The organism is Acidilobus aceticus (genome assembly GCF_055392325.1).
Genome location: NZ_AP042407.1, coordinates 328,447 through 352,681, shown reverse-complemented (window position 1 = coordinate 352,681; position 24,235 = coordinate 328,447). Strand labels below are relative to the sequence as shown.

At 52.8% G+C, this 24,235-nt stretch carries 27 protein-coding genes and 3 tRNA genes; 15 read left to right on the top strand and 15 right to left on the bottom strand.

All coding sequences use genetic code 11. The features are described from left to right. Positions 1 to 10: 10 nt before the first annotated feature. Positions 11 to 1,372 (top strand): vWA domain-containing protein, encoded by a 1,362-nt coding sequence (locus tag ACZ5OO_RS01845; RefSeq protein WP_048813012.1) that lies wholly within the window; start codon positions 11 to 13, stop codon positions 1,370 to 1,372. On the opposite strand, the gene ACZ5OO_RS01840 is transcribed toward ACZ5OO_RS01845, so the two are convergent. Next, complete coding sequence (locus tag ACZ5OO_RS01840) at positions 1,369 to 2,244, bottom strand: TatD family hydrolase (RefSeq protein ID WP_464078378.1); 876 nt, start codon at positions 2,242 to 2,244, stop codon at positions 1,369 to 1,371. The two genes, ACZ5OO_RS01845 and ACZ5OO_RS01840, sit on opposite strands and share 4 nt — an antisense overlap. A gap of 127 nt (positions 2,245 to 2,371) precedes the next feature. On the opposite strand from ACZ5OO_RS01840, the gene rpiA reads away from it, so the two are divergent. Together rpiA and ACZ5OO_RS01830 are read left to right on the top strand one after the other, a co-directional pair. Continuing rightward, positions 2,372 to 3,094, top strand: a complete 723-nt coding sequence (gene rpiA / locus ACZ5OO_RS01835; RefSeq protein WP_464078377.1) for a ribose 5-phosphate isomerase A — start codon at positions 2,372 to 2,374, stop codon at positions 3,092 to 3,094. 16 nt (positions 3,095 to 3,110) lie between these two features. Continuing rightward, the gene (locus ACZ5OO_RS01830; RefSeq protein WP_464078376.1) at positions 3,111 to 3,530 is read left to right on the top strand and encodes a hypothetical protein; all 420 of its coding nucleotides are present in this window, start codon (positions 3,111 to 3,113) and stop codon (positions 3,528 to 3,530) included. Positions 3,531 to 3,532: 2 nt separating this feature from the next. On the opposite strand, the gene ACZ5OO_RS01825 is transcribed toward ACZ5OO_RS01830, so the two are convergent. Beyond that, positions 3,533 to 3,721 (bottom strand): preprotein translocase subunit Sec61beta, encoded by a 189-nt coding sequence (locus ACZ5OO_RS01825; RefSeq protein WP_013266964.1) that lies wholly within the window; start codon positions 3,719 to 3,721, stop codon positions 3,533 to 3,535. Between the two features lie 57 nt (positions 3,722 to 3,778). Here ACZ5OO_RS01825 and ACZ5OO_RS01820 point away from each other — a divergent pair, with 57 nt between their 5' ends. Then, positions 3,779 to 4,063 (top strand): MazG nucleotide pyrophosphohydrolase domain-containing protein, encoded by a 285-nt coding sequence (locus ACZ5OO_RS01820; protein ID WP_013266963.1) that lies wholly within the window; start codon positions 3,779 to 3,781, stop codon positions 4,061 to 4,063. On the opposite strand, the gene ACZ5OO_RS01815 is transcribed toward ACZ5OO_RS01820, so the two are convergent. From ACZ5OO_RS01815 to ACZ5OO_RS01805, 3 genes are all read right to left on the bottom strand, one after another. After that, positions 4,029 to 4,796: a phosphoglycerol geranylgeranyltransferase gene (locus tag ACZ5OO_RS01815; RefSeq protein WP_013266962.1), complete on the bottom strand. Its 768-nt coding sequence runs from the start codon at positions 4,794 to 4,796 to the stop codon at positions 4,029 to 4,031. The genes ACZ5OO_RS01820 and ACZ5OO_RS01815 overlap by 35 nt on opposite strands. Positions 4,797 to 4,851: 55 nt before the next feature. Continuing rightward, positions 4,852 to 5,214, bottom strand: coding sequence for a hypothetical protein (locus ACZ5OO_RS01810; protein ID WP_464078375.1), 363 nt, complete (start codon positions 5,212 to 5,214; stop codon positions 4,852 to 4,854). 125 nt (positions 5,215 to 5,339) lie between these two features. Further along, positions 5,340 to 5,418: transfer RNA gene (locus tag ACZ5OO_RS01805), tRNA-Gly, on the bottom strand. Between the two features lie 108 nt (positions 5,419 to 5,526). Between ACZ5OO_RS01805 and ACZ5OO_RS01800 the strand changes: the two genes are divergently transcribed. Next, a complete protein-coding gene (locus ACZ5OO_RS01800) occupies positions 5,527 to 6,642 on the top strand; it encodes an iron-containing alcohol dehydrogenase (protein WP_464078374.1) in 1,116 nt (371 codons plus the stop codon). On the opposite strand, the gene ACZ5OO_RS01795 is transcribed toward ACZ5OO_RS01800, so the two are convergent. Next, entirely contained in the window at positions 6,639 to 7,877 is a 1,239-nt protein-coding gene (locus tag ACZ5OO_RS01795) for an acyl-CoA dehydrogenase family protein (protein ID WP_464078373.1), read from the bottom strand. The genes ACZ5OO_RS01800 and ACZ5OO_RS01795 overlap by 4 nt on opposite strands. A gap of 386 nt (positions 7,878 to 8,263) precedes the next feature. Further along, the gene (locus ACZ5OO_RS01790; RefSeq protein WP_148217171.1) at positions 8,264 to 8,626 is read right to left on the bottom strand and encodes a hypothetical protein; all 363 of its coding nucleotides are present in this window, start codon (positions 8,624 to 8,626) and stop codon (positions 8,264 to 8,266) included. A gap of 73 nt (positions 8,627 to 8,699) precedes the next feature. On the opposite strand from ACZ5OO_RS01790, the gene ACZ5OO_RS01785 reads away from it, so the two are divergent. Both ACZ5OO_RS01785 and ACZ5OO_RS01780 read left to right on the top strand, forming a co-directional pair. Beyond that, positions 8,700 to 9,209 carry a hypothetical protein gene (locus ACZ5OO_RS01785; RefSeq protein WP_013266957.1) on the top strand — a complete coding sequence of 170 codons (510 nt, stop codon included), beginning with the start codon at positions 8,700 to 8,702 and terminating at the stop codon, positions 9,207 to 9,209. A gap of 60 nt (positions 9,210 to 9,269) precedes the next feature. After that, entirely contained in the window at positions 9,270 to 10,148 is an 879-nt protein-coding gene (locus tag ACZ5OO_RS01780) for an NAD(P)-dependent oxidoreductase (RefSeq protein ID WP_464078372.1), read from the top strand. Here ACZ5OO_RS01780 and hmgA read toward each other — a convergent pair. From hmgA to ACZ5OO_RS01760, 4 genes are read right to left on the bottom strand one after another with little or no spacing between them, the layout of a single operon-like run. Next, positions 10,145 to 11,395 (bottom strand): hydroxymethylglutaryl-CoA reductase (NADPH), encoded by a 1,251-nt coding sequence (gene hmgA, locus ACZ5OO_RS01775; protein WP_464078371.1) that lies wholly within the window; start codon positions 11,393 to 11,395, stop codon positions 10,145 to 10,147. The two genes, ACZ5OO_RS01780 and hmgA, sit on opposite strands and share 4 nt — an antisense overlap. Further along, the gene (locus tag ACZ5OO_RS01770) at positions 11,388 to 11,807 is read right to left on the bottom strand and encodes a Zn-ribbon domain-containing OB-fold protein (protein WP_013266954.1); all 420 of its coding nucleotides are present in this window, start codon (positions 11,805 to 11,807) and stop codon (positions 11,388 to 11,390) included. Before ACZ5OO_RS01770 ends, hmgA begins: the two co-directional genes overlap by 8 nt. 1 nt (position 11,808) lies before the next feature. After that, complete coding sequence (locus ACZ5OO_RS01765; protein WP_464078370.1) at positions 11,809 to 12,954, bottom strand: thiolase family protein; 1,146 nt, start codon at positions 12,952 to 12,954, stop codon at positions 11,809 to 11,811. Between the two features lie 11 nt (positions 12,955 to 12,965). Next, positions 12,966 to 13,958 carry a hydroxymethylglutaryl-CoA synthase gene (locus ACZ5OO_RS01760; RefSeq protein ID WP_464078369.1) on the bottom strand — a complete coding sequence of 331 codons (993 nt, stop codon included), beginning with the start codon at positions 13,956 to 13,958 and terminating at the stop codon, positions 12,966 to 12,968. Positions 13,959 to 14,159: 201 nt separating this feature from the next. On the opposite strand from ACZ5OO_RS01760, the gene ACZ5OO_RS01755 reads away from it, so the two are divergent. The 3 genes from ACZ5OO_RS01755 to ACZ5OO_RS01745 all read left to right on the top strand — a co-directional run bounded on the left by ACZ5OO_RS01755 (position 14,160) and on the right by ACZ5OO_RS01745 (position 15,340). Continuing rightward, positions 14,160 to 14,262, top strand: a tRNA-Lys gene (locus tag ACZ5OO_RS01755). Between the two features lie 138 nt (positions 14,263 to 14,400). After that, entirely contained in the window at positions 14,401 to 14,958 is a 558-nt protein-coding gene (locus tag ACZ5OO_RS01750) for a hypothetical protein (protein WP_148217169.1), read from the top strand. A 196-nt stretch (positions 14,959 to 15,154) separates the two neighbouring features. Beyond that, positions 15,155 to 15,340, top strand: a complete 186-nt coding sequence (locus tag ACZ5OO_RS01745) for a chromatin protein Cren7 (protein WP_013266950.1) — start codon at positions 15,155 to 15,157, stop codon at positions 15,338 to 15,340. 67 nt (positions 15,341 to 15,407) lie between these two features. Here the strand turns inward: ACZ5OO_RS01745 and ACZ5OO_RS01740 are convergent, their stop codons facing one another. Then, positions 15,408 to 15,674 carry a hypothetical protein gene (locus ACZ5OO_RS01740; RefSeq protein ID WP_013266949.1) on the bottom strand — a complete coding sequence of 89 codons (267 nt, stop codon included), beginning with the start codon at positions 15,672 to 15,674 and terminating at the stop codon, positions 15,408 to 15,410. Between the two features lie 113 nt (positions 15,675 to 15,787). Here ACZ5OO_RS01740 and ACZ5OO_RS01735 point away from each other — a divergent pair, with 113 nt between their 5' ends. Next, a complete protein-coding gene (locus tag ACZ5OO_RS01735) occupies positions 15,788 to 17,806 on the top strand; it encodes a 3-hydroxyacyl-CoA dehydrogenase/enoyl-CoA hydratase family protein (protein ID WP_464078368.1) in 2,019 nt (672 codons plus the stop codon). Between the two features lie 156 nt (positions 17,807 to 17,962). Further along, a tRNA-Gln gene (locus ACZ5OO_RS01730) sits at positions 17,963 to 18,054 on the top strand. Between the two features lie 5 nt (positions 18,055 to 18,059). On the opposite strand, the gene ACZ5OO_RS01725 is transcribed toward ACZ5OO_RS01730, so the two are convergent. Beyond that, the gene (locus tag ACZ5OO_RS01725; RefSeq protein WP_013266947.1) at positions 18,060 to 18,890 is read right to left on the bottom strand and encodes a D-aminoacyl-tRNA deacylase; all 831 of its coding nucleotides are present in this window, start codon (positions 18,888 to 18,890) and stop codon (positions 18,060 to 18,062) included. A 17-nt stretch (positions 18,891 to 18,907) separates the two neighbouring features. On the opposite strand from ACZ5OO_RS01725, the gene ACZ5OO_RS01720 reads away from it, so the two are divergent. After that, positions 18,908 to 19,294, top strand: coding sequence for a hypothetical protein (locus tag ACZ5OO_RS01720; protein WP_464078367.1), 387 nt, complete (start codon positions 18,908 to 18,910; stop codon positions 19,292 to 19,294). Between the two features lie 84 nt (positions 19,295 to 19,378). Then, complete coding sequence (locus ACZ5OO_RS01715) at positions 19,379 to 20,764, top strand: FAD-dependent oxidoreductase (RefSeq protein ID WP_464078366.1); 1,386 nt, start codon at positions 19,379 to 19,381, stop codon at positions 20,762 to 20,764. A gap of 276 nt (positions 20,765 to 21,040) precedes the next feature. On the opposite strand, the gene ACZ5OO_RS01710 is transcribed toward ACZ5OO_RS01715, so the two are convergent. Then, the gene (locus ACZ5OO_RS01710) at positions 21,041 to 21,499 is read right to left on the bottom strand and encodes a DUF120 domain-containing protein (protein ID WP_013266944.1); all 459 of its coding nucleotides are present in this window, start codon (positions 21,497 to 21,499) and stop codon (positions 21,041 to 21,043) included. 25 nt (positions 21,500 to 21,524) lie between these two features. Here ACZ5OO_RS01710 and ACZ5OO_RS01705 point away from each other — a divergent pair, with 25 nt between their 5' ends. After that, complete coding sequence (locus ACZ5OO_RS01705; protein WP_464078365.1) at positions 21,525 to 22,766, top strand: hypothetical protein; 1,242 nt, start codon at positions 21,525 to 21,527, stop codon at positions 22,764 to 22,766. Positions 22,767 to 22,819: 53 nt separating this feature from the next. Here the strand turns inward: ACZ5OO_RS01705 and ACZ5OO_RS01700 are convergent, their stop codons facing one another. After that, positions 22,820 to 24,208, bottom strand: coding sequence for an MmgE/PrpD family protein (locus ACZ5OO_RS01700; RefSeq protein WP_464078364.1), 1,389 nt, complete (start codon positions 24,206 to 24,208; stop codon positions 22,820 to 22,822). Between the last annotated feature and the right edge of the window lie 27 nt (positions 24,209 to 24,235).

Genomic DNA, 24,235 nt, shown 5'->3' with positions numbered 1-24,235 from the left:
AGTGAGGATGATGAGCGAGGACAAGGAGAGGAAAGATCGTGAGAAACGGCCCCCAATGAGCGTCCACCCAGAGGTAGGCTTAATAGATGAGATAAAACTTTACCGTGGGGAGAAGGTCCTCTCTGTAGCTAAGAAAATAGCAGAGAAGGACCTCGATCAGAGGATATCAGCGGCTCTGGCCGTCGACGTCTTTTACACGTACTACTTGCCTGTGCCTCTGATACCAGAGCAGAGCGAGACCGATGATAAGGACATGAGCTTCAGGAGATCTATAGTCTCATCTATGGTGAAGAGTGAGAGCCTTTGGAAATCCAAGATCTACACTACGGCGGACACCCTAACTAGCATAGTAGCCTCTGCGTCATTCATAGAGAGGCTGAACAGGCTCCTTCCGCCTCCTGAGGGCTCAGGCGGAGGCAACAAGTCGCAGGAGCAGCAGGAACAGCAGGAGCAGGAGGGGCCTGAGTCAGGACCCCCTAACATCCAGGAGGCGGTTCAGAAGGCTGCCGAGGCCGCGATGAAGGACTCCGAGATGGCAAAGAAAATAAAGATGACGGCCGAGAGGCTAGGCGCAGGCAAGGGGAGCGTCTTCTCCCTTGAGAGCTCCGCCGAGCTGGTGTTAAGGCTTGCAAGGGAGACGGACGTCGCTAGGATACTTGAGAAAATTGAGGGCTTCAAGCTGCCCTCAGTAAAGGGCAGGAACACCACCAAGTTCTCTAAGGGCTGGGTCTCAGGGCTTGAGTACGGGGGCGACGTAGAGAGAATTCACTACAGCCAGCTCGCGCTCCCCGCTGACCTCTTTTATGCGGACCTGGCCAACGGCAAGCTGCTACTTTACGAGAAGGAGCTGCCAGCCTCCAGGGGGCCCATCTACGTGCTCCTTGATAAGAGCGGCAGCATGGTAGGCTCTAAGATAGACTGGGCCAGGGCAGTTGCCGTGGCCCTCTTCAAGAAATCCATGGACGAGGGTAGGACGTTTATAGTTAGGTTCTTCGATTCCATACCCTATAGCTCGATGGTAGTGAGAAGTAACTCAAAGCCCAACGACGTGTTAAGGCTGCTCTCTTATCTTGCAAGGGTGAAGGCCGGCGGAGGAACCGACATAACTAGGGCCGTCTCATCAGCGGTTGATGACATTGACAAGATGAAGTTGGGGGGCAAGGACAGGCCAAGCGACATAATATTGATTACTGACGGCGAGGACCGGCTTAGCCCTGAGGTCCTCCAGCGCATGTTAAAGAAGGTCAATGCACACCTCCACTCAGTCATGATACAGGGGCACAACACTTTCCTACAGCAGGTCTCGTACAGGTATCTGACGGTGCGCAAACTCGAGCGTAAGGAAGCCCTAGAAGTTATAGACTTCAGCTAAGGTGGGGAAACGCCATAGCTTTTTACAATATTGTCTATGTTGACCTTATATAGGAACTCCTCCGTGGCCAGGGAGTCCCTTAGCAACCCTACTTCAACCTCTGCAAGCGACCATGGAGTGACAGCACCGTTTAACATAACTCCCGGAAAGTCGCTTTCTACCATAAAGCCCCAGGCTTTCAAGGCGACGGCAGCCCTCAGTACCTCCTTCCTTCCGAAAACGGTGGCAGAGTACCCAAGGGAGGAGGCCGCGGGAATCATATCGGGACGGGCATGATGGAATATTATCTTGCTCGACGGTTTCACGTTGAGCCTCTTTATCACCTCATGTGTCAAGAGTACGGTGTCAGGACCTATGTCCTCCAAGTGAAGGTGAATTACGCAGTCCTCCTCAGAGCCAGCCTTAATGGCCTCCTCCATTAACAGCTCTGACACCAAAAGGCTGAGGGGCATCGCTTTATAATGCTGTCTCCCCACCTCTCCTATTCCATCAAGGAGACCATTCCTACATAGCGTCAACTCGTACTGCAGGACTTCTCTGCCAAGATTCAGGACTTCAGACGGCTTTAGCCCCATGGATAGAAGCTTATCAACGTCGCCAGGGTAGAAGCCGTCTATGCAGGCTACGGAAACTCCCTTAGAGCGCATTTCTGAGCAAGTTTTGACGTGTATATCCACGGACTTTAGATAGGCGTCCCTCAGGCTGGGAGGCATAGCGCCATAGTCCCAAGGCGATACTCCAACAAGGGCCACGAACCATCCATTAGCTTTACGGAAAGCCTCTGCAAACTCATTTGCGCTGAGGCCCCTGACAGCATTGATGTGTGAGTGAGCGTCAGCTATGGATACCTTGGAGCTCTCGTTGGCACTCATATTCAAGGTACCTAAACTAGATGCTGCTCCTGAAGTATTATGTTTAATAGCCTGTCCGGTGTAAACTTTTAGCGTGGCTTTAACCTTACATTAACAGCTAGCTCTGAAAATCTTTGGGTGAGCTTAAGTGAGCTGCGACCCGAAGGAAGCCGCGGCGGCCGGTGCCGTCGAGGTTGCTAAAGAGTTCATTGCGCGTGCTTCCTTAGTAGGCATTGGCACAGGAACCACTGTTAAGGAGTTTCTCGTGAGAGCCTCCGGCCTGCTTAGGGGCAAGAGGGTGGTGAGCTCCAGCTTATCAACGGCCCTCTCCCTCAGCGGCGAAGGCGTGGACGTCATATATTACCCAGCCGGCGACGCCTTAATAGACGTTTACATAGACGGAGCCGACGAGGTCACGTTAAGCGGCGATATGATAAAGGGCCGGGGAGGGGCGCTGTTGGGAGAGAAAATGTTGGCATTCTTCAGCAGGGTCAGCATATTTGTTGTGGGCGAGGACAAGCTTGTTGAAAAGCTGGGCTCCAGGGGACCCCTGCCGTTAGAGGTGGTCCCAGAGGCTTACCCTATGGTTGCCAGCGAGCTCAGGTCAATGGGATTTAAGGTGGTCCCCAGGGAGGGCAGCGGTAAGGTGGGTCCACTAATAAGTGACTGGAGGGGCATGATAGTTGACTTATACACAGGGCCCATAGAGGACCCAGGAGACTTTGACATGAAGCTGCATAATATACCTGGCATAGTCGACACAGGGCTCTTCCTTGGAATGGCAGACTATGTGGTGGTGGGCAGGAGGGACTGCAGGTATGAAGTTCTCAGGGTTACAAGGAAGACCAAGGCCTCCGCTCTACGACGCTGAGCAAGCCATAGAGTCTATGGCGCTGCTTAGGAGTTATCCTAAGTCATGGGAGTCCAGCATAACCGAGGAGGAGACTTCACAAAGGTACGTTAAAATTAGATCCGGAAGACTTGAGCTGTGGGTTTACATGGGTGCTCACGGTGACCACCTCATAGTTCCGGCAGCCCCCAGGGAGCGCACGTCCAGAAGCGTTGATGTGAAGCCGATATACTGCAGCTGTGAGGGATTTCAGAGGAGGTTGCTCAGCGAGGATGAGTTTGGGTGTACACACGTAATAGCGTTCAGTAAGGCTTTGAGGAGGGGCGGTAAGCCTCATAGCTTAGAAGGCCTGCCTATAGATGATATGCTTAAAATAGTGAATGAGGTGCTGACCTTAGGGCAGAGCGTCACCTTAAGGAGGATTTTATATAGCAATGTTCAAAAAAGCACTTCCTGAGGTTAGTGAACTACCATCCTGGCTATGATGACGGCTGCCGCTATTACGGCAGATATGATAACGAGTGAGGTAGGCGAGATCTCAATCTTAGACTTATAGTTCTCGTAGAAGGCCACGAGGCCAGCCGCGGCCAGTGGTCCTGATTCCTTCCTCTTCTTGCTGCTTGAGGCGCTCTTTTTCTTATCAGGCATAGGGCCTCGCGCCCTTAATGTTAGCCAGCGTTATTTAACCTAACTTGGGGCGAGCCCTTGGAGCTTAGGTGTGTTCAGAGGGCCATGAAGGACGAGTATTTCAACAGGGACAGCGAGAGGGGCCTCTTTCCAACTTTTGCGTGGTTTGTAGAAGAGGTTGGGGAGCTTGGCGAGGCCCTGTTGAAGAGGGATAAGTCAGGCATCTCGGAGGAGCTTGCAGATGTCATAGCGTGGGCCATAAGCATAGCTAATCTACTTGACATAGATGTCGAGGAGGCGCTGCGGGGCAAATATGGGCAAGAGCTTGCTAAGGCCGGCTGTTGCGAAGGCGTAAAGAGTTAACCATGTCATACAGCGAGCGCGGATCCTTCTCAACAAGGGTACCATTAACTATGCCATCAGCTCCAGCCTCGGCTATAGCTGCAGCGACCTCGGGCGAGTTAATGCCGCCGCCAACTATCAGGAGACCATCAAAGCCAGCCGAGTTAAGCACGGACTTAACAACCCTAACAGAGCTGGGCGGTATAGGCCGCGGGGCGCCGCTGCCAGCCTCGAGGTAGATTAGCGAGGCCCCCATCATAGCGCTTGCCAGAGCGTAGGCGGCCAGTATGTCGCTCCTCTCGTAGGGTATAGGTCTAGCCCTGCCTATGTAGCCTGCGGCGCCGCCATAGCCAACTATTATGTAAGCGGTTGGGATGGGCTCTATGCCCATCCTTAACACTATGGGGGCCGCCTGGGCCTGAACCCCCGTAACATAATATGGGTCATCGCTATTCATGAGGGTCATGAACAGTACGGCGTCAGCGTGTGGCGTTAAACCGTTGATGTTTCCAGGGAACAGTATTACAGGAAGCCCTGACTTCTTGACAGCCCTGACCACCTCCGAGAGTAGAGGCTCAAAGATACCTAAGGAGCCCCCTATTAGAATCGCCGTGGAGCCCGCGTCCGCCGCTGTCATCGCTATTCTTTCGGCCTCCTCGGGCGAGGTCTTCTCAGGGTCTATGAGGGTCAGGTGTATCTTACCCTTCTCATCCCTCTCTGAGAGCAGCATCCTTAGGACCTTTCCTATCTTCAAAGCTCCCTTCCTCTGAGTCGGCTTGAGAGATTAAGTAGTTCCTAAATTTTAAATGTTATTCCTCCTCTCCCTCCTCGCTACCCTCCTCCTCGCCTTCGCTATCCTCCTCAGATGTTGGACGCGAGCATTCGTCTAGGCGGTTTTCATAGGCTAGGTCAGATATTTTGTTATACACGTCAACCTTGTCAAGAGTTATCGGGACCCTGAGCTCGCAGTACAGGTGGCATGTACCACATCTAGCTATCGCTAGCTTCTCATTAGCTGAGTCCAACTTTTTGAAGTCCACAGTCAGCGTCATAGCGCCGCAGCGAGGGCACTGGAAGTACCTTGAAGGCTTCCTCACTCTTTTGACTTGTTTAATTCTTCTCTTCCTCCTCCTCGCCACCCTAGCCACCCGCCTAGCCTTGCTCTTTGACAAAGTTAAATAGCTCGCTGAAGCTAAACCTCTTCACATGTAAGATAGTTGAACCCCATAAGGTAGTGGATCCCTTCTGGGCTTCAACGACCTGGCGTAAACGGGGTGGTTCTCCTGGCTAAAACAAATGGTGCGGCGGCCGGGACTCGAACCCGGGACCTCCGGCGTGGCAGGCCGGCGTCCTAGTCCAAGCTAGACTACCGCCGCACCAGTTGAGTAACCTATAGCTCCCCTTTTTTAAGCTAGCTTCTATCTTAGTGCGCGGTGAGAGTATTGCCCCTAAAGCCTTTCGAATGGACTTACAGCTGCACAAAGGTGCACTTCGGACCCAGCTCCGAGGAGTCGCTGAGAAGCTACGTTAAAGGCGTCAGGAAGGTCATTATAGTAACAGGTAGGATTGCGGCCAAGGCCAGCGGAGCGCTCGATGACGTCATTGCCATATTGAGGGATAACGGAGTAGAATATTCTATATTTGACAGGGTTGTGGCCAACCCACCTTCATCACTTGCAGATGAGCTGGCGAAGTACGTTAAGGACTTCGGGGCTGAGGCCCTAATAGCGATAGGCGGAGGAAGTACAATAGACACCGCTAAGGTAGCCTCGGCCATAGTTGCTAATGGCGGCACGGCCTTGGATTACCTTTACGGCAAGCGGCGCGCCCAGACATGTTTACCAGTTTACGCGGTGAACCTAACTCACGGAACTGGGTCCGAGGTAAACCGCTACGCCAATATGACTGACGTCACCAGGGGCGACAAGCTTGGCAACGAGGTCTGCTACCCTAAGGCGGCCTTTGACGATCCAAGGTACACCATCTCTATGCCCATGGAGCAGGTGCTTTGTACTACTTTCGACGCGCTCTACCACGCTTATGAGGCTGCCACAACAGTCGGAAGCTCGCCGCTGGTCTGGGCTTTGGCCGAGGAGTCTATAAGGAGGATTGTTGAGAACTTGCCCCTGGCAGTGGCTAACCCTAAGGATGAGTCGCCCAGGTACTGGCTCATGTACTCATCAATGATATCGGGCGTCGCTATAGACCTCAGCCCGACAAACATAGTACACCAGATAGAGAACATATTGAGTGGCCTAGTGCCATCGCTGCCCCACGGGTGCGGCCTGGCGATAATAGGGCCCGCCTTGGCGCCGATAATACATTCCGCCTCCCCTGATATATCTACAAGGCTTCTGAGAATACTGGAGCCCTCTGGGAACATAACGGCGGAAACCGCCGGCAATATACTTGAAAAGTTCGCGGAGTCCGTCGGGTTTAACAGGAGGCTAGGCTACTATGGCATAGGTAGGGACATAGTGAGGGAGGCCGTAAGGAGGGCCTTCAGTAATCCAATAGTAGCTGAGAGGCTTAGGACTAGGCTTGGAAGGGTAAACCTTGACGAGCAAAAGTTGACGGAGCTCCTAACGTCTATGATTTAGCCTTTAACGTAGTCCTTTCCTATGAGCTCCCTCGCCACTATGTACCTCATTATGTTCTGCGTCCCCTCAGCTCCCACGAAGTACGACAGCACGCCCAGGAGGTTCCTGAACACGTTAGCCTCCTCAGTGTAGGCCAGCGCGCCGTAGGTCTTCATTAGGACCTCAGCAGCATTTAGGGCAGTCTCAACGGCCTCTATCTTGGCGGCGGAGGCCCAGTAGTCAAGGTCGTGAGGTCTTAGGCCCGCCTCCTTCTTTATGTAAATTCTGTCAGCCACCTGTGCGGCCTTGTAGACGAGTAGCCTGGCAGCCTCCAGCTTTGAGGCCACCTCAGCTATTGGGAAGCTGACGCCCTGGTAGGAGGCTATGGGCTTGTCACCAAAGAGTTTACGCTCCCTGGCATAGCTGATTGCGGTCTCCAAGGCCCACTGGGCAGCACCTATGTTAGCCGCGCTGACGAGAACCCTGGCCAGCGAGAAGCCCTCCATGGCTATGTAGAACCCCCTTCCCTCCTGGCCGATCATGTATCTGCTCTCCACAGGGGTTCCGTTGAACTTGAGAGTACCCGTTGATATGGCGTGCCTTCCTATGGTATTGAGTATCGAGTACTCAAAGCCTTCTGGCCTCTTACCTCTGTAGTTGCCTATGAAGGCAAATCCTGTGAGGGCCCTGTGGCCAGGCTCGGGCGAGGTGCGGGCTATCAGGTACCAGGAGCCCAGGTCCAGCTGTTCCATGGCTTCTCTGACGCCGCTTATGTAAACTTTCTCCCCTGAAACCCTGTAGATGCCATTGGCGTCCTTAACAGCCGACGTTCGCTCCCCTGCAACGTCGCTGCCGCCGGTCGGTTCCGTGGAGGCTATGCCAAAGAACGCCCTGCCTCTGCCCACCAGGGGCAGTATCTCCTGTTTCACCTCCTCGTTACCGTAAAGGTAAAGTATGTATGGCCACGCATTGTTAAGCAGTGTAAAGACAGCTGTGGCCACGGCAGGGTCATTGTAAGCCACCTCCTCAACAGCCAACGCTGCCAGCAGGAAGCTGCCTCCCTGCCCCCCGTACTGCTCCGGCACCGGGATTGCAAAGAGGCCCTGCTCACCCATTCTATGGATAAGGTCCGTAGGTATCATTTTCTTGGCGTCCATGTCACTCCATATAGGCGCCAGTTCCTTGGAGAGGAACTCGTGGACCGACTGCTTAAACAGCCTCTCATCCTGAGATAGCTCGAAGTCCAACGCATTCACCGGGATAGCCTAGGAGAGGAAAATATTAAGTGTTGCCAAGTTGGCTGCCTGTAACACATCTACGTAACTGCCCGTTATTTTAACTACCTCTAATCCCCTTAATGCAATCAAGTAGGCCGGTGCCGTGTGCCGTCGTCAGCGGCTTCTGATAAACCGTGAATTTTACGTGCTCTGCTGTTGCCTCTAATGATGTAGAAGGGGGCGCCGCCGTGAAGTCTACGAGCAGTCGCGAGGTGGAGGAAGGCGCCCAGTGAAGCCCCCATGTCCTCGAGGGGAGTGGCAGGTGAGCCGCTCCCGTAGACTGCGCGGGGAGCAGGACAGGGGTGACGAGGCCGAGCGACTAACAGTCATTAAAGGTGACCGTTAGTCACGACGAAGGCCGAACCCTAGTCACCTTCACCGCAGTTAGAAAGTATCGAGGTTATCATGTCGTTGCATTCCTTTACCAGCGCTGCGGCAGTCTCCGATCCATGATTGGAGGCTTCAAGGAGACCCCTAACGGTCTTGCAGAGAAGGTCCTCATATTTAAGGCCAAACTTTTTCAGCGTGATCTCGCTCACTGCCAAGGATGTAGTCCTTATGAAAGGAAGGTAATCATCGCTGACTATCGCCCTAACATAGATGCCTGTAGAGTTAATGATGACTTCACGTCCCTTACCTATATCAATTGATACCTCGTGATCCCCTGGGGGAGGCGCTAGACATAGTATGAGCTCAAGGCCCTCTTTACCGTGGCAGCGGCAGCTCATCATTTATCCAAGTCAGAGCTTCCCTGGTAGACTTTAAAAGTGAGTCAGCACTACCCAGTGCAAGGTGTAAATATTGAGCTCCCCGCTCAGCAAACTTGAAGAGATATCAAGGACGTCCAGGAAAGGGGCCGCGTCACTGCAAGTGTCTTCCATGATATCTGAAATCATGGAGCTTAACAGCGCTGTGGACCAGGTAGCAAGATATGTGGAGTGCCTGGCGTCGGCCAAAGGAGGCTGCACTCAGCTCAACGAGGCCTCTCTCTGCTCCGCCAGCTGTGGCGAGACCTTCTACATGAACGACGCTGGCCTGCTTAAGATATGGAAGGTGGGCAGCAACGCTCTATCAATAGTTAGGGGATCCGACACCTTCCTTGTGAGCACAAAGAACTTCAGCGTCCAAATAGATCAGACTTCCTACAGGGCCAGGCTCTGGAGCTCTACAATAAGCGGTCAGCTCACCCAGGAGCAGCTCGCTAAGGACTCCCAGTTAATCCTCCAGGCCATAAGGAAGCTTCTGCCAAAGGTGAAGACCTTAGCGGGTTCCCTAAGTCAATGCGCCCGTTCCCAGGGTATTAAGTGCTAGACCTTGAGGCTTTACTAAGATAAGCCTTTTATTACTATGGGCCGAGGATGCACCGGGTTAATGATGGCTAGGGTAGGCGTCATAGGCCTAGGTGTTATGGGTTATAGGGTAGCGGCTAACCTGGCCAAGGCTGGCCTCCTCACCGGAGTTTACAACAGGACAAGGGCCAGGGCCGAGGACTTTCGCAGGTCGTATCCCCAGGTCGAGGTATTCGCGACGCCATCAGATCTCGCAGATAGGGTAGACTACATAATTACCGTGCTCTCTGACGATAATGCTGTAAGTGCCGTGGTCGGCAACCTGCTGCCCCACCTCAGAGGCAAGGTGCTCATAGATATGTCAACCATATCCCCCACCACCAGCGTCTCGTTGGCTAAAGAGGTTAGTAACGTCGGAGGGGCGATGTTTGATGCGCCCATGATGGGCACGTCTGTAGACGTCGAGCAGAAGAGGATCACCGTTCTTGTAGGAGGGCCGAAGGATCGCTATGCGGAGGTCGAGCCTATACTGAGCGCCACCAGCGGCAGGGTAGTTTACGTGGGGCCTAACGGCATGGGGCTTTACATGAAGTTGGCCGGAAACATGATATTTGCCATATTTATGAACGGCCTCGCGGAGGCGATAAACTTCGCCTTGAGGGCAGGGCTCTCGCCAGACCAGATAATAGATCTATTTCTTAACATCAGCGGCACCAGGTCGCCCAGCAGCTCGCTTAAGCTGCCTAAAATGCTGAACTCTGATTACAGCGTGCAGTTCGCCCTTAAGCACATGAGGAAGGACACAGAGATCATGATCAGGGAGGCGCAGAAGCTGGGAGTGCCGGTGCCCCTGACATCCCTAGCATCCAATATGTTTAGGATGTCCGAGGGGCTAGGACTAGGGGACTTTGACGTCTCAGCGATAGCTGAGTTCTACAGAAAGCTCTCCCAACAACGTTAGCCGCGGCCCCTTCCTAGCCTTTCATGTGCCTTTGCGAGCTCCCCAGTAACCTGGGAAGCCAGGAGGTTGAGCTCGCCGGCCAAGGCGACGGCCGCGACTATTTCTGCCAGCTTAAGTGCGTTAACTCCTGGGGGGTTCCCGCCGCCGGCCACTCCCAGGAGCTCCAGGGCCTCCCGCTGTGTTGGAAGCCAGGTGCCGCCGCCGACGGTGCCTACCTCAAGGCTGGGAAGGGTAACCGATATGTAGAGGTCGTTACCCCTGACCTCGGTCCAAGTGTAGGCCATGCTGCTTTCAACGACTTGCGCCACATCTTGGCCTGTGGCTATGAATATCGCCGCTATTATGTTGGCAACATGGCCATTAAAGCTGGGGCTTCCAGCCACCGCGTTGCCAAGAAGGTTCTTTGATTTGTTTATGAAGTCCACGCTCTCCGGCGTAGTCCTCATGAGGTCCCTTAGCACGTCGCCCTTGACTATGGCCTCTGAGACCACGTACTTGCCTCTTCCCAAAAGCCTGTTTATGCTGCTTGGCTTCTTATCACTGCACAGGTTGCCACTGACGCTGAGACAGCGATGCTCACCCTTGTAGTGCTCATCTATATAGCTACAGAGCAAATCGGATGCTATGGTTGCGATGTTCATACCCATGGCGTCGCCCGTCCTGAACACGAACCTCGGCCACAGGATGTTACCTACGATGTAAGTCTGCACATCAGCGAGCTCGCCATGGCGGGTGACCTTCTTAACCTCCTCCCTTAAGGCGCCTATGTTACCCTTTATCCAGGACGCCAGGGACTGGGCTTCGACTACGCTCGGAGTCCATATTATTGGCGCCCTTGTCATGCCATCATATAAAACCTTCGACCTGACGCCTCCGCTCATAGTTACTGCCTTGACACCTCTATTAACTCCAGCTACAAGCGCCCCCTCAGTAGTGGCCATAGGTACATAGAATTCCCCTCTTGCATAGTCTCCCTGCACTTTGAGGGGCCCAACAACGCCAAGAGGTATCTGTGCCGCGCCTATGGGGTTCTCTATATTATGCCCAACAACCCCAACGAAGTCTATGACTGTTGACGCTATGGAGGTCAGCCTCACTTTGTACTTTCTTTCAAGGAACAGCCTTCTGACGAGGGCCGCTAAGTTAGGGTTACCAAGAAAGGAGTCAAGCTTGCTGAAGCTGAGCTCCCCGGACTCGAGCTTGGAAAGGGCCTCTTCAACTTTGGAGCTCAGCTCCTCGTTAGACATCAGGTACACCCATGGAGGGCCTGAACTTCAGTGCATAGTATATTAGTCCTGCTTCCCTGTCTACCCTGGTCCTCCTCAACACGGCCTCAACCTCTAGGCCTTTCTTGAGCTTTGAAGGGTCAGTGACGTCGGTTAGCTCAGCCACGACCTTAGCGGCTCCAAGGTCTATTAGCCCCACGTACACCGGCGAGTACTCTTTGGCGCCCTCAGGAATAGCATAGACTGCAGTGTATGAAATTAGCCTGCCCCTCTTTGGCAGGTCCACGAGCTCTAGGTCGCGGCTGCCGCAGTATGGGCATGCCTGCCTTGGAGGGAAGTGCACGCGGCCGCAGGCCTTGCACTTGGCCCCCTGGAGCCTGTAAAGGGAGAGCTTCATCCTCCAGTACCTAGGAACCGAGAGATCCATGGACATCTCACTCCACCCCCTCCACAAGCGCAACATAAGAGTTGGAGCCCACGCCGTTGATTGAGACAGCCAGTCCCTTCCTTGCCCCCCTCACCTGCAGTCCTGGGAACTTGCCAGCGACCTGCAGGGCTACCTCGGCCACCTGGTAGACGCCGGTGGCCCCTATGGGGTGCCCCCTAGCCTTGAGGCCTCCGCTGGGGTTCACAACTGGCCCCTCACCACCCGCGGAGAACCTGCCATTGGCAACTAGCTCTGCAGCCTTGCCGCGGGGCGCTAATCCTATGGTTTCGAGGGTGAGCAGCCCCATTATAGTAAACGAGTCGTGGAGCTCTATAACGTCAACGCCATCAGTTGATGCGATGTTCTGAAGCCTCCTGTAGGCCTCGGCCAGGCTGTCTATTATGAGTGGGTCGTCCACCAGCTCCAGGGATCCAAGGCCTGAGGCTGACTCAACGGCGGTTATTTTGGCCATTGGGCTCTTGGACGAGTCCTTGCTGGAGAGCAGCAGGGCCGCTGCGCCGTCGCCTAAGGGGTAGCTGTCGAGCAGAGTTATGGGGTCTGCCATAACCTGCGACTTGGACACCCTATCCGGCTTTATGGCGAAGTTAAGCATTGCATAGGGGTTCTCCTTGGCGTTGTTATGCATTAGTGCGGGCCAGTAGGATAACAGGTCGCGGTCGACGTTGTATGTGTCCATGTAAATTCTAGTAAGCATGGCAGCGTCAGCAGCGAAGCCCACGTTATAGAAGGACCTACTGTTGGCGTCAAATACCATTTGCAGATGTCTGTAAGTCTTTGAGCTCTGGAACTCCGTAACCTTTTCAACGCCCACGACTAAAACTTTGTCAGCTACGTTGGACTCTATTAGAGAGTGCGCCACGGCAACTGCAGCTAAACCTGAGGCTTCGCCAGCCTCCACCTTCAGGGCTCTGACGCCCCTGAGCCCTAAACTTAGGGCGATGTAGCCCCCAAGGTCGAGCTGCTCGTCCTGCACACTGCTGAGCGCGTTAGACACAACTATGTAGTCTATTCCCGAGGCGCCTCCAGCCTGGTCAATTGCGTTGAAGGCCGCCTCCGCAGCCAGCTGATAGAGGTCCTTCTCATAATGCCTCTCAACCTTTACCATTCCAACGCCTTCTATGTACGAGGCCATAGTCTCACCCCCTACTTAATTGTAAAGATGATGCCCCTGCTCTTTGAGTAGAAGCCGTAGTCGATCACCACCTTGCGTGCAAGATACTGTTCAACGGTGGGTGCCAGGGCCTTCCTCTCCTCGATGGAGTCCGTGACCACTATAGAATACGCGTCGCTGCCGGCGCCGCTGCCAAAGGGCGCCAGGAGTATCCTGTCCCCTGGCTTAGCTTTATCGAGTACCTTCGCAAGGCCTAGAAGCGCGCTGGCATTGTAAGTGTTCCCTATCATAGGCGTCACCAGGCCTTCCTTGAGCTGATCCATAGTAAAGCCCAGGTCTGTGCCAACCTTAACTGGGAACTTGCCGTTGGGCTGATGGAATATGGCATATTTGAAGTCGTTGGGCCTCAGGCCGGTCCTCTCGAAGAGGGCCTTAACGGCATTCTCTATATGATAGAAGTAGGCCGGTTCGCCTGTGAAACCCTCGCCGTGAAGGGGGTAGGGCTCCTGAGCCCTCCTCCAGAAGTCAGGGGTGTCCGTCACAAAGGTAACGGAGTCCTCAATTATGGCCGCTGAGCCCCTCTCGGGGCCTATAACAAAGGCCGCGGCGCCGCTTGCAGCTGTGAACTCCAACACGTCGCCTGGATTTGCCTGCGCTGTGTCGCTGCCAATCACAAGGCCATACTTTATGAGGCCTGAGGCGACCATCCCTTGCAGGGCTCTCATGCCCTCGCTCGCGGCCCTGCAGGCGAACTCAAGGTCGCTTGCCATAGTATATGGAGTTATACCAAGGGCCTCGGCAATTATGGTGGCGCTGGGCTTGACAGCGTATGGTTTGGACTCCGTTCCAAAGAACACTGACTGTATTTCGCTGGGCTTTATTTGAGCCCTGGCTATGGCGTTCCTGGCCGCCTCATAACCCATTGTAGTGGAGTCCTCGTCGGGGCCAGCAACAGCCTTCTCCTCCACGGCCAGCCCCTTATACTGCTCTGGGTGCCAGCCCCAGATCCTCGCTATCTCACTCATGGGAAGCCTATAGGCTGGGATGTAAGCCCCCCAGCCATGTATGCCCGCTCTAGGTCCTGACACGAATAGCACCGTGGGACCCTTGCCCTACGGGTTAAAAAGCATATAGACACTTGACCGTAGCTCTATAGACAGCTGTCTAAACAGGCTTTCTCATAAAGATTCTTAAGCGGGTCTCCTTGCTCTATGCCTCCTGGCTGTGGGCCCGTAGCTCAGCCAGGTAGAGCGGCGGGCTCTTAACCCGTAGGCCGCGACGCCTAGCCGCGGGCGGAAGTCCCGGGTTCGAATCCCGGCGGGCCCGCCACAGCCCTGAAGGGCTCCTTGACTTCGCAACATCTACTTTAGGCCTCGGCCTGCAGCGTTTCAAAACGCTTTGGAGTAATGAAATTCTCACAAGGGCAGGCGCTTTTTAAGAGAGTTCATAGCAGAGGGGGAGGGCTTAGTGTACAGCTACTGGGAGGAGATGGCAATAGCGGCAGCTATGGGAGCGGAGCACGCCGCGGAGCCAGATCACATAGTTGCTATGAGGTTGATGAGATCTCGTAGAGACGTGCTCTACTTTGGTGCGCTTCACGGGATCGGGTTTCTTCTGCTCTCGGTTCCCTTAGCTCTTGCTGTTATAGAGGCTGGCCTGAGGCTGGGCTTCATAAGCGTTATCGAGATAATAGGGTATATGGTTGGTATGATATTTGCGGTGATGTTGCTCTACTCATCATTGATGGGCAAAGAAATGGAGATATCAGCTAGTGGAAGCGGTCTGGCTCAGGGAGCATTAGCGATAACTCCATCGAAGCTGCTGGTGCTAGTTATGGCAATAGCTTCAGGAACTTATGAAGGCGCGTTCATCCTGTTAGCGTTCTCCGCCGCGTCCTCGCTAGTCATGCCAGCCATAGGAACGCTGGCTTCTAAGGTGCCCGCAAATCTAGCCAAGATCTTAGATTCATTGTTGGGCGTTGCAACTCTGTTGTTCTTTTTAGCGCTTCTCATTAAGATTTTCTAGTGGTTTACCGCTCTGGAGCTCAGGCGACTAACGGGCGCATCACGACAGATGGTCCCACTACTATTAAAGGAAACCTTTAATAATACTTTTAAAGTTCTTTAGCATAGCTCCTTAATTTATTTTAAGTTGCTCCAATAACACTTAATAGCTTAGGTTGAAAACAATACAGCACGAGACCAAGGGAGGTGTGTGGTAGATGTCCAAGCTCCCGGCTGTAAAGGTAAAGGATCCAACTACGGGCAAGGAGGTAGAGCTCTCGCCCATAAAGGTCTGGACTCTGGCGCCTAAGACTAGGAAGGGCGTCAAGATAGGCCTCTTCAAGAGCCCTGAGAGCGGCAAGTTCTTCAGGGCTAAGGTCCCTGACGACTACCCAGCTAAGTAACTGGCTGGACGTTAGGGACAAATGCAGAAGTTAATAAAACGTTTTCTTTTGTTTTTGACTCTGTTCGTTAAGCGTCGTTCTGCTGCGTGTTGGCATTTAGAACATTTATTATTACCTGAACAAGGTGTTGTGGCTTTGTATACCACTTATCATAAGTGTACTTCTGTCCCCTGAACGTCAGCTCCACGTTGTCGTCGGCGTCACGGATGCTCATGAGCTCAGAGCCCTCGCGAGTTATCGAGAGGGCGTTCTTACCCTTGTTCTCGACCTTTATGTTGTACTTGCCGGCGTCCTTAGAGAGCATCTCTCTGACCTGAGAGAGGTACTCGCTCATTTAGGTTCACCTAGGGGCTCAGATTTAAGCAGCCTTATAACCTTTTTGTTATATGTGTCCCTAAATTTAACTCATTTAATATTAGGGTTTAAACTATCTATCAGGGACACTTGATGGTCTCAGCGAATGACGTGAAGCAAGTTCTGGTTGTTGGAGCTGGCACGATGGGTCATGGAATAGCTGAAGTCTTTGCCATAGCGGGTTACAATGTTTTCTTAGCGGATGTAAATAGGCAGATACTTGACTCGGCAATGGACAAAATTAGGTGGAGCCTCTCGAAACTGGCCGAGAAGGGGCAGCTGAAGGAAAGCGTAGACTCCGTGATGTCAAGAATAACAGCTGTTATAAGCGTCAACCCTGACGGGAGTTTCAGTAATGACTTGGCTGCCGTCGCCTCGCAGGCAGACATGATGATAGAGGCTATAACTGAGAAGCTTGACGCGAAGCAGGCGTTATTCAGGTTTGTAGATCAACACAGGAAGGGCAAGATTATAATGGCCACCAATACCAGCAGCCTGCCCATAACTGAGATAGCGTCAGCTACATCGTCGCCGGAGCTGGTGGTGGGTATGCACTTCTTCAACCCGCCACCATTGATGCCATTAATAGAGATCATAAAGGGGGAGAGGACCTCTGATGACGTAGTCCAGAGCGTCGTGGACCTTGCTAAGAGGATAGGGAAGCAGCCGGTGGTCGTCAATAAGGACGTGCCGGGCTTTATAGTTAATAGGATACTGGCAAGGTTCCTCAACACCGCCTGCTGGCTAGTGGCCAAGGGCAGGGCCTCGGTGCTGGAGGTTGACTCAACGGTCAGGTTCTCCCTGGGATTCCCAATGGGGGCCTTCGAGCTGGCGGACTACAGCGGCATAGACGTCTTCTACCTGATAGCTGTAGCTATGACCCAGAGGGGGTTCAAGCAGACTCCATGCCCGCTCTTCGAACAGATGTATAAGGCTAACACCCTTGGCATGAAGACCGGCAAGGGCTTCTACGAGTACCCCAAGCCTGGAGCCTACGTGAGGCCCCAGATACCTAAGGACCTAGCAGGCAAGGTGGATCCAGTGACGCTCATAGCCAGCGCTGTGAATGAGGCCGCCTGGCTGCTTGAGAACGGCATAGCTACAAAAGAAGACATAGATAAGGCTGTCAAGCTGGGGCTTGGGTGGCCTAAAGGTGTCTTTGAGCTGGCGGACCAGTACGGCATAGATTCCATAGTTGCCACGCTTAACCAGCTGAAGCAGGACATAGGCCCCGAGTACTCTCCCGAGCCCCTGCTCACGCAGATGGTCTCCCAGGGGACCCTGGGAGTCAAGACCGGCAAGGGCTTCTACGAGTATGGCCACTACGAGGAGGTGGCCAAGAGCACCCTTATAGTAAGGTACGAGAAGCCCATAGCGTGGATAATACTCAACAGGCCAAACAAGCTGAACGCAATTAATGTTGACATGATTAACGAGCTGTCCCAGACGCTCGATGAAATAGAGCAGAACCCAGACGTCAGAGTGGTCATATTAACAGGTTCAGGCAGAGCGTTCAGCGCCGGGGCCGACATAACTGGCTTTGCAGGGATAACTCCCATACAGGCCGCCATATTTTCAAGGAAGTTCCAGGAGCTCACGCTTAAGATGGAATACTACACGAAGCCCATCATTGTAGCCATAAACGGTTACACCCTGGGAGGCGGCCTTGAGATAGCAATGAGCGGGGACGTAAGGATAGCCGCGGAGACCGCAATGCTTGGCCAGCCTGAGATAAACTTAGGCTTCATACCTGGCGCGGGCGGAACCCAGAGGCTTCCCAGGCTGGTTGGAAGGAGCTCAGCAAAACTGCTGATATTCACTGGCGACATGGTGTCCGCCAAGGATGCCAAGGAACTGGGATTAGTTGACTACGTGGTGCCACCAGAAAGACTTGAACAGGAGGCCAGGAGCCTCGCGCTTAAGCTTGCGGAGAAGCCCCCGTTAGCTCTGCTGGCCGCTAAGCTAGCCGTAGAAATGGGCCTTGAGTCCAATATATGGGCTGGCCTGGCCCTTGAGTCTCAGCTCTTTGGCCTGCTTTTCAGCACTAAAGACGTCGTTGAGGGGGTTTCGGCGTTTCTGGAAAAGAGGAAGCCATCATTTAAAGGGGAGTGAGCCTTTCCATTAAAACTATGACATAAAAACTATATTTTAATGGCGTTGCTGACTTGAGACAAAGCCTAACTCTCCTTTTAGTGGTCATGCCTTGATACTAGGCCAGCATTTCGTTTAAAAGGAGGCCGCGCATCTATTTAGATGGCCGGGTGAGGCAGCCGGGTCGTCTAGCGGCCCAGGATGCGGGGCCTTGGACCTCAAAGGGAGGACCCCCCGTGACCGGGGTTCGAATCCCCGCCCGGCTACCAACTTTTCATATAAGCTGTACCTTGACGTTCATGGAGTTGAGCTCATCTATTAATGCTTTTCTTACGGATGAGCTAGCTCCCTTCTTTTCTATCAAAGCAGAGCGGGCGCCGTTGGGAAGTGATTTCTCTACGGCCTGCCTCAGGGCTCCAGGGGCCAGCTCGCCTAGGACGTGCTTTGAAAGTATGTGGCCCATGCACACCTCTGACGAGAGCTCAAGCTCCGTGAACCTTGCTGGGTAGTGGGTGGAACCAAGCCCTAGGACTGGGCTACATCCCTGAATAGCGTTAGAGGACTGTAAAACGTCTGCCACAGCGTTAGCCATGGCCTTTAGGGCCAGCTCGTCGTTCCACTCTTTAGCCGTGCTGCCAATTTCTATAAAGGCAAGCGGCTTCCTGTTAGTGGTAGGACCGTGGTGAGTTGCCTCAAGAGATATGGCGTAAGCCTCCAGCAGGCCCAGCTCCCTGGCATGGTAGTAGTACCTCTGTAGAAGAGGCTTAGCCAGGTGGGCCGGCGCGAAGGAAAGCTCGGCCGGCCTGCCCCCAAACAGGGCCTTAGCTGTCGGGTTTCCCGTGAAATGCACCGTGAGCGACTTCTTACCGCTCTCCGACTCATGCCTTGATAGAACTATTGCAGCGTCTGCGCTGGGCTCAGGCGTCTTGTCAAGGAACTCGAACTCCGTCTGATCGACATCAAAGCCCGCTATCACCGCGTTCTCAGCCTTATAACAAATGGAAGCTGCAGGGCACGCTGCGGGCTTGGCATTGATGAGGTTTATCAAAATTTCCGATGCCCTGACGCCTACAGGGTCCTTTAATGAGAACACAACTGAGAGCATGCGCGGCGCCTTCTTAGATGAGGGAATTGTACAGCATAAAAATAAGGTTTTCCCATAGTCTACTACGTTGGGCGGAACTGCTAATGAGCGCGTCAAAGGTCACTTTTAACATAATATATGAAGAACCAAGTCTAATCATTAGAGGGCTTGAGGCCATAAGGAGGGGCTTAGAGAGAGCCAACTGCATAATGACGGTTGGCCCCTCATGGATTGTGGCCTCATGCAGGGGTACCTTTGTTAAAGTCCTTGCACTCCTTCCTGAGGGCATAGGGGAACCTTTGAGGTCTCATAGCTCCATAACGGTGACTGTAGAAGGTGAGCCTGGCGAGTTAGTCGCGATCTCTGGGTTGATTCTTGAGATAGGCAAGTCAACAGGTGGCGGCGTCCTGCTCTCTCAGGAATAATAAACCTTTAAGGAGGTCCTCACGGGGGTGAAGTGGTTCCTAAGTACACCGCTTTAAATCCTAGCCCTTAATATAGATTGTTCGGTGAACGCTTTGAGTAGAATAGTGATTATAGGTTCTGGGGCCGCCGGAATGTCGGCGGCTTCGAGGGCTAAAAGGCTTAAGCCTTCGAATGACGTGATAGTTATAGACTCTAGCAGGTGGGTAAGTTTTGCGTTCTGCGGGCTGCCTTACCTAGTTGGCGGTGAGGTTAAGGATCTCGATGAGCTACTATATTATCCTCCAAGCGAGTTTACTAAGAGGGGGATAGATCTTAGGCTCAACAAGACAGTTATTGAGGTTGACCCTGACTCTAAGAAGCTTACATATGTGGATAACAGCACTGGAACTAAGGAAAGCCTTGAGTGGGACAAGCTTGTTCTAGCCACAGGCGCTAGGTCCAAGGCGCCTAAGCTTTGGCCTGAGATAAGGGGGGCCAGGAACGTGTTCTATATAGTGCACATGGAGTCAGGCCAACAGATAAGGGACTACGCAAGGTCCCTGGGACCGGGCAAGAGGGCTGTAGTCATAGGTGCTGGCTATCTAGGCCTAGAGATGGCCGACAACTTGGCCAAGCTGGGGCTTAAAGTCACAATAATAGAGGCCCTGGGACAGGTGGCCCCAAGGATGCTCGACCCTGAGCTGGCTAAGATTGTAGAGGACAACATAAGGTCTAAGGGCGTGGAGGTGGTAACTGGCGCGGCCGTTGAAAGATTCAATATAATAAATAGCACGGCCACCGAGGTCGTCACAAGTAAGGGCACTTATCAGGGCGATATGTTTGTTGTTGGTGTCGGCATAGAGCCTAACAACGAGCTAGCCAAGCAGCTAGGCCTTAAACTCGGCCAGAGCGGCGGCATCATAATTGATGAGAGAACCCTTACCAGCAATCCTGACGTCTACGCAGCTGGTGACGTAACTGAGCATAAGGACCTTGTAACTGGACAGCTGGTCTGGAGGCCTTTTGCTCAGATAGCTAACAAGATGGGGCACGTCACTGGCAGTAACCTGGGAGGCGTGGACTCGGTATTCCTTGGAAGCGTTGGTACCTCTGCTTTTAAGGTATTTGACGTCGTAGCGGCGAGGACGGGCTTAAGCGCGTCCGAAGCCTCTAAGGTCGGCTTTAAGCCAGTGGAGGTGTCCCTGGAGGCCGGCACAAAGGCCCACTACATACCAGGGGGTAGCAAGATATCACTTAAAGTGGTGGCTGACGAAAAGACTGGGAGACTGCTTGGCGCACAGGCAGTGGGCTTTGACGAGACCGCCTTCTGGAGGATAAATGTAGTGGCCTCGCTGCTGACTAGGGGAGGCACCGTGTGGGATCTGTTCAACGCAGATTATGGTTATCAGCCTCTGCTATCGCCCGTGTGGGATCCCTTGGTAATAGCGGCCAGACTTCTCATGAGGACCTTTGGTGAGAGGCCATGGTAAAGCATTGCGTAGGTTAAGATATTCCTTGGCTGGCAGTAGACTTAACGGAAGCCTTTACTGCCATTGTCTGCTGTAGCTTCTAATGCTGTTCTTTTCTAAATGCCATATTAAAAGGCATTGGTCTAAGAATTTATGATAAAAAGGACTAATGGCGCATTCAGTGTAAGTCTTAGGCGATATAAGGAACCATATCCGTACGGCGAAGATCCACGCACGGCAGTTAACGTTAACTCGTGATCTTAATAAGGCACTGATCATAAAGTGAATTTGGATCTATTACTCGGGCACTTCTATGGTTACTGTCACCTCTGAACCATCCGTTAGGTTTAGGAGATCTCTAAGTTTAATCTCTGCTACGAGTTCTATAACATCATTCTTATACACAGTTATTTCAGGTCTCACTATGAACACTTTAATCGTGTAGTTTAGGAGCGCAGGGTAAGCTAGTACTCTTCCAAGTCTCATGCCAGGGACCAGAGGAGGATCTATCATTATGGGGTCTGCCCTGTTTAATGCGGTAGCGAGCGCGCTTACGTAAGGCTCCTCCACTTTAAGGTTAAGGGTCCCCGGAAAGGGAGAAAAACCCAAAGCCTTCCTTATGTTCTTTGCATATAGGTTGACGAAGAACTCGCCTTCGCCTAGGCCGCTGAACACTTTAGCTTTAATGTCTACCTTCAACTTCTCATCACAGTAAAGAGGGAAGGTCTCAATAATTTTTAAAGTCCCTTGGAACATGCTTCACCTAAGGTGCCATTAGGCATTGAATGCGAGGAGGCTTGCTGCGAAAATTATGGCTCCCTTGATAATTATGCTGTTTGTTGCTGGCATCTTCATAATCTCTTTGCAGTCTCACGCCTTTGCGCAGCTACCTTTTAGCGTGTCCTCCTTGAGCGCCGCTAATGGAACTCTTACTGCGAGTAACCTGTTTTATTATATAGAGCTTAATCTGCACAACGGCTTGAGGGCTTCTTCATGGCTTGTAAATATTACCTCCTCTTCATTACTTCCAATAATTCCCACAGGCAATACGCAAGTACCAAGCCCCTTGATATCGATATCTAGTCCAAACTCAACGGAAGTCCCACTTCCAGGTAACCTGACGTCAACTACGTGGCTGGCCACTGTGGTGCAAAGCACCAACAACTCCGAGACTTTAAAGCTGGTCCCTGCAAGTGACATTACATATCCATTCGATATAGTAGTTTATATGACGTTTAGCAGGCTTGAACCCTATATGAGAGTCCTTATATCAGTCACCAACATGGGGGGCAAGCCTGCATTTGCCTACTTAGCTTACGGCGCAGGTGCTGCCGGCCTGACAGGTACCTGGACTGCAGCAGCGCAGCTTGAAAACGCGTCAAACGGGAGCTTCGAAGTTTTAACTCTCTCCAATAACTCGGAGGTCTCAGGTCTTGTATTAACGGCGTTAGCAGCATATTCTAGCAACTCGTCGCCAACAGCGGCTTTAGGCATAAGCTCTGTAGACCATCCATCCTCAGTGGAATTCCTTGAGGGCAAGTTATTCGGAATAAATGAGTCGCAGGCATATATTATCACTTTCATAAGAACGCCTGTCCTGGAGCCGGGCGACAACTTTAACGTAAGCCTTAATTTATTTGCTGTGGGTTTTAATCCGTTCGAGCTGGCCTCCGTAGGCTCCCTGGAGGCTGCCGAGGCCCTATATCCAGGAATAGAGGGCAAGGTACCTCAGTCAATGAACGTAGATGGGGTGGTTTCCTCGCTTAACACGGAGCTCTCGCTTCTGAATAACAGCGTCAGAAACCTTACGCAGGAGGTCAATAACCTTAGCGCTAAGTTGTATTATTATGGGAAGCAGCTCTCCATAGCAGAGAACGCAGAGGGCTATTACGCTCATTTGGCTAGAAGGGGAGGCATATTGGCAGGTGGCATGTTTGTCGTTGGGGTTGTCATAGGTGTTCTTGGAGGCGCATATCTTCTGAGCCCCGGCGGTATTGGAAGAAGGCAAGTTAAGAGAAAGTGAGGATCTCCTTCACGTTGATTAAGAAAAGTATGTATTTTTAAAGCCAGTACTGCTCACATCTGGTCAGCACGAGAAAGGAGTCTTAAGGCTAGGCTTACATTTGAGCACCTCTCAAAGCTCCAGATGGTCCTTAGGCCAACATCCATGTTACTGCTTGGCACGGAGCTTCCCACTAGAGACTTAAACTTAGACTCAACGCCCTCCTTGCTCAGCGGGTTCTTATAGTGGCCTGGCGGATATATTGAGGTCCCTGTGAAGGTGCGGCCGTCCTTTAACTTCACTGTTATAGAGTTCCTTATGCCCTCAGGATACAGCTTGTCGCTCTCTGGACTTATGGAGACCTTCATTACCTTAAGCACCTTCCTTACGTCATCAGCTAAGTACCTCTCAGGCCTAAAGGTGTCCAGCCAAACCTTGCCATCCAGCAGCGCGGCAGCTATTATATAAGGCATGCTGTGATCTGCAGTCTCCCTGGTCCTTGGGTCCCACTTTTCAGGGTCCTTAACTATTATGTTATATCCGACAGTGAAGGTTTCAACGTTAACGGATTCCACATCGTCTGGGCCTATAGAGCCTGCCTCCTGCCTTATCTTAAGAGCAGCTTCAACAGCGCTCATGGCGTGGTACTCTACAGGCCAGTACTTTATGCTCGTTTGAAGGAGCTTGTAGCTCTCGTTGCCCTCTCCCCCCATCTTTGGTATGTCGAAGGTGTCGCCACCCAGGGCCACCTTGAAGAGGCCAAACTCACCGCTGAATATTGGCGAGGGACCTGTCATGCCGCGCCAGGCCAGGAGAGCCGCAAAGAGGCCGTTACGCGCCGCGTTAGCAGCAGCGCACCCCTTCCACATGCTCAGCTCCCCAGCCCTCGTCTGCCTAAGGGCGGCGGCGTTAACCGTGGCCAAGTTTATTGCTTGGGTCATCTTGTCCTCGTCAAGGTCAAGCACCTTGCCCGCGCCTACGGCTGAGGCTATCGCTATGTAGAGCACGTGGTCCCAGCCCCTGTTCCTGACGCTATATGCATCCGCCAGCCTGGCCGTGACCTCATATGCTGCTACTATTCCCTCTATAACCTTACGTCCGTCAGCCTCCGCAATTTCGGCGGCTGCCATAACTGGGGCTATGTTGTCGCTCGGGTGAAGGGCCTCGCGAGAGAGGTAGGTGTCGTTGAAATCGAAGTATCTGGCAGCGCAGCCGTTGGCAAAGGTAACATGGTCCGCGGGCCCCATGAACTTTGTTCCCCATATTGTGGCAGGCAGCCTAGAGCTAGCTGATGACTGCGCGATCCACCTAGCTATGCTGGGCGGGGTCTCATTGAAGGCACCAAGGGCGACGCCTAAGGTATCCGCTATTCTCTTCTTAGCCTCCTCTATAACCTCAGTTGGAAGCCTGTTAAAGTTAAGGTCAACGGCCCACTTCGCTATGCGAGAGGCTAAGTCCTTCACGTTACCACCACAGGTGAGGGCTCTTTA

Excerpts from the sequence above, each read along its gene's own strand:
- ACZ5OO_RS01745 (WP_013266950.1), top strand. The coding sequence starts at position 15,155 with ATGTCCAAGCTCCCGGCTGTAAAGGTAAAGGATCCAACTACGGGCAAG.
- ACZ5OO_RS01740 (WP_013266949.1), bottom strand. The coding sequence starts at position 15,674 with ATGAGCGAGTACCTCTCTCAGGTCAGAGAGATGCTCTCTAAGGACGCC.
- ACZ5OO_RS01770 (WP_013266954.1), bottom strand. The coding sequence starts at position 11,807 with ATGTCCATGGATCTCTCGGTTCCTAGGTACTGGAGGATGAAGCTCTCC.
- ACZ5OO_RS01845 (WP_048813012.1), top strand. The coding sequence starts at position 11 with ATGAGCGAGGACAAGGAGAGGAAAGATCGTGAGAAACGGCCCCCAATG.
- ACZ5OO_RS01735 (WP_464078368.1), top strand. The coding sequence starts at position 15,788 with ATGGTCTCAGCGAATGACGTGAAGCAAGTTCTGGTTGTTGGAGCTGGC.
- ACZ5OO_RS01725 (WP_013266947.1), bottom strand. The coding sequence starts at position 18,890 with ATGCTCTCAGTTGTGTTCTCATTAAAGGACCCTGTAGGCGTCAGGGCA.
- ACZ5OO_RS01790 (WP_148217171.1), bottom strand. The coding sequence starts at position 8,626 with ATGAGCTGCCGCTGCCACGGTAAAGAGGGCCTTGAGCTCATACTATGT.
- ACZ5OO_RS01720 (WP_464078367.1), top strand. The coding sequence starts at position 18,908 with ATGAGGGAATTGTACAGCATAAAAATAAGGTTTTCCCATAGTCTACTA.
- ACZ5OO_RS01780 (WP_464078372.1), top strand. The coding sequence starts at position 9,270 with ATGATGGCTAGGGTAGGCGTCATAGGCCTAGGTGTTATGGGTTATAGG.
- ACZ5OO_RS01765 (WP_464078370.1), bottom strand. The coding sequence starts at position 12,954 with ATGGCCTCGTACATAGAAGGCGTTGGAATGGTAAAGGTTGAGAGGCAT.
- ACZ5OO_RS01825 (WP_013266964.1), bottom strand. The coding sequence starts at position 3,721 with ATGCCTGATAAGAAAAAGAGCGCCTCAAGCAGCAAGAAGAGGAAGGAA.
- ACZ5OO_RS01760 (WP_464078369.1), bottom strand. The coding sequence starts at position 13,958 with ATGAGTGAGATAGCGAGGATCTGGGGCTGGCACCCAGAGCAGTATAAG.
- ACZ5OO_RS01710 (WP_013266944.1), bottom strand. The coding sequence starts at position 21,499 with ATGTTCCAAGGGACTTTAAAAATTATTGAGACCTTCCCTCTTTACTGT.
- ACZ5OO_RS01840 (WP_464078378.1), bottom strand. The coding sequence starts at position 2,244 with ATGAGTGCCAACGAGAGCTCCAAGGTATCCATAGCTGACGCTCACTCA.
- ACZ5OO_RS01830 (WP_464078376.1), top strand. The coding sequence starts at position 3,111 with ATGGCGCTGCTTAGGAGTTATCCTAAGTCATGGGAGTCCAGCATAACC.
- hmgA (WP_464078371.1), bottom strand. The coding sequence starts at position 11,395 with ATGTCTAACGAGGAGCTGAGCTCCAAAGTTGAAGAGGCCCTTTCCAAG.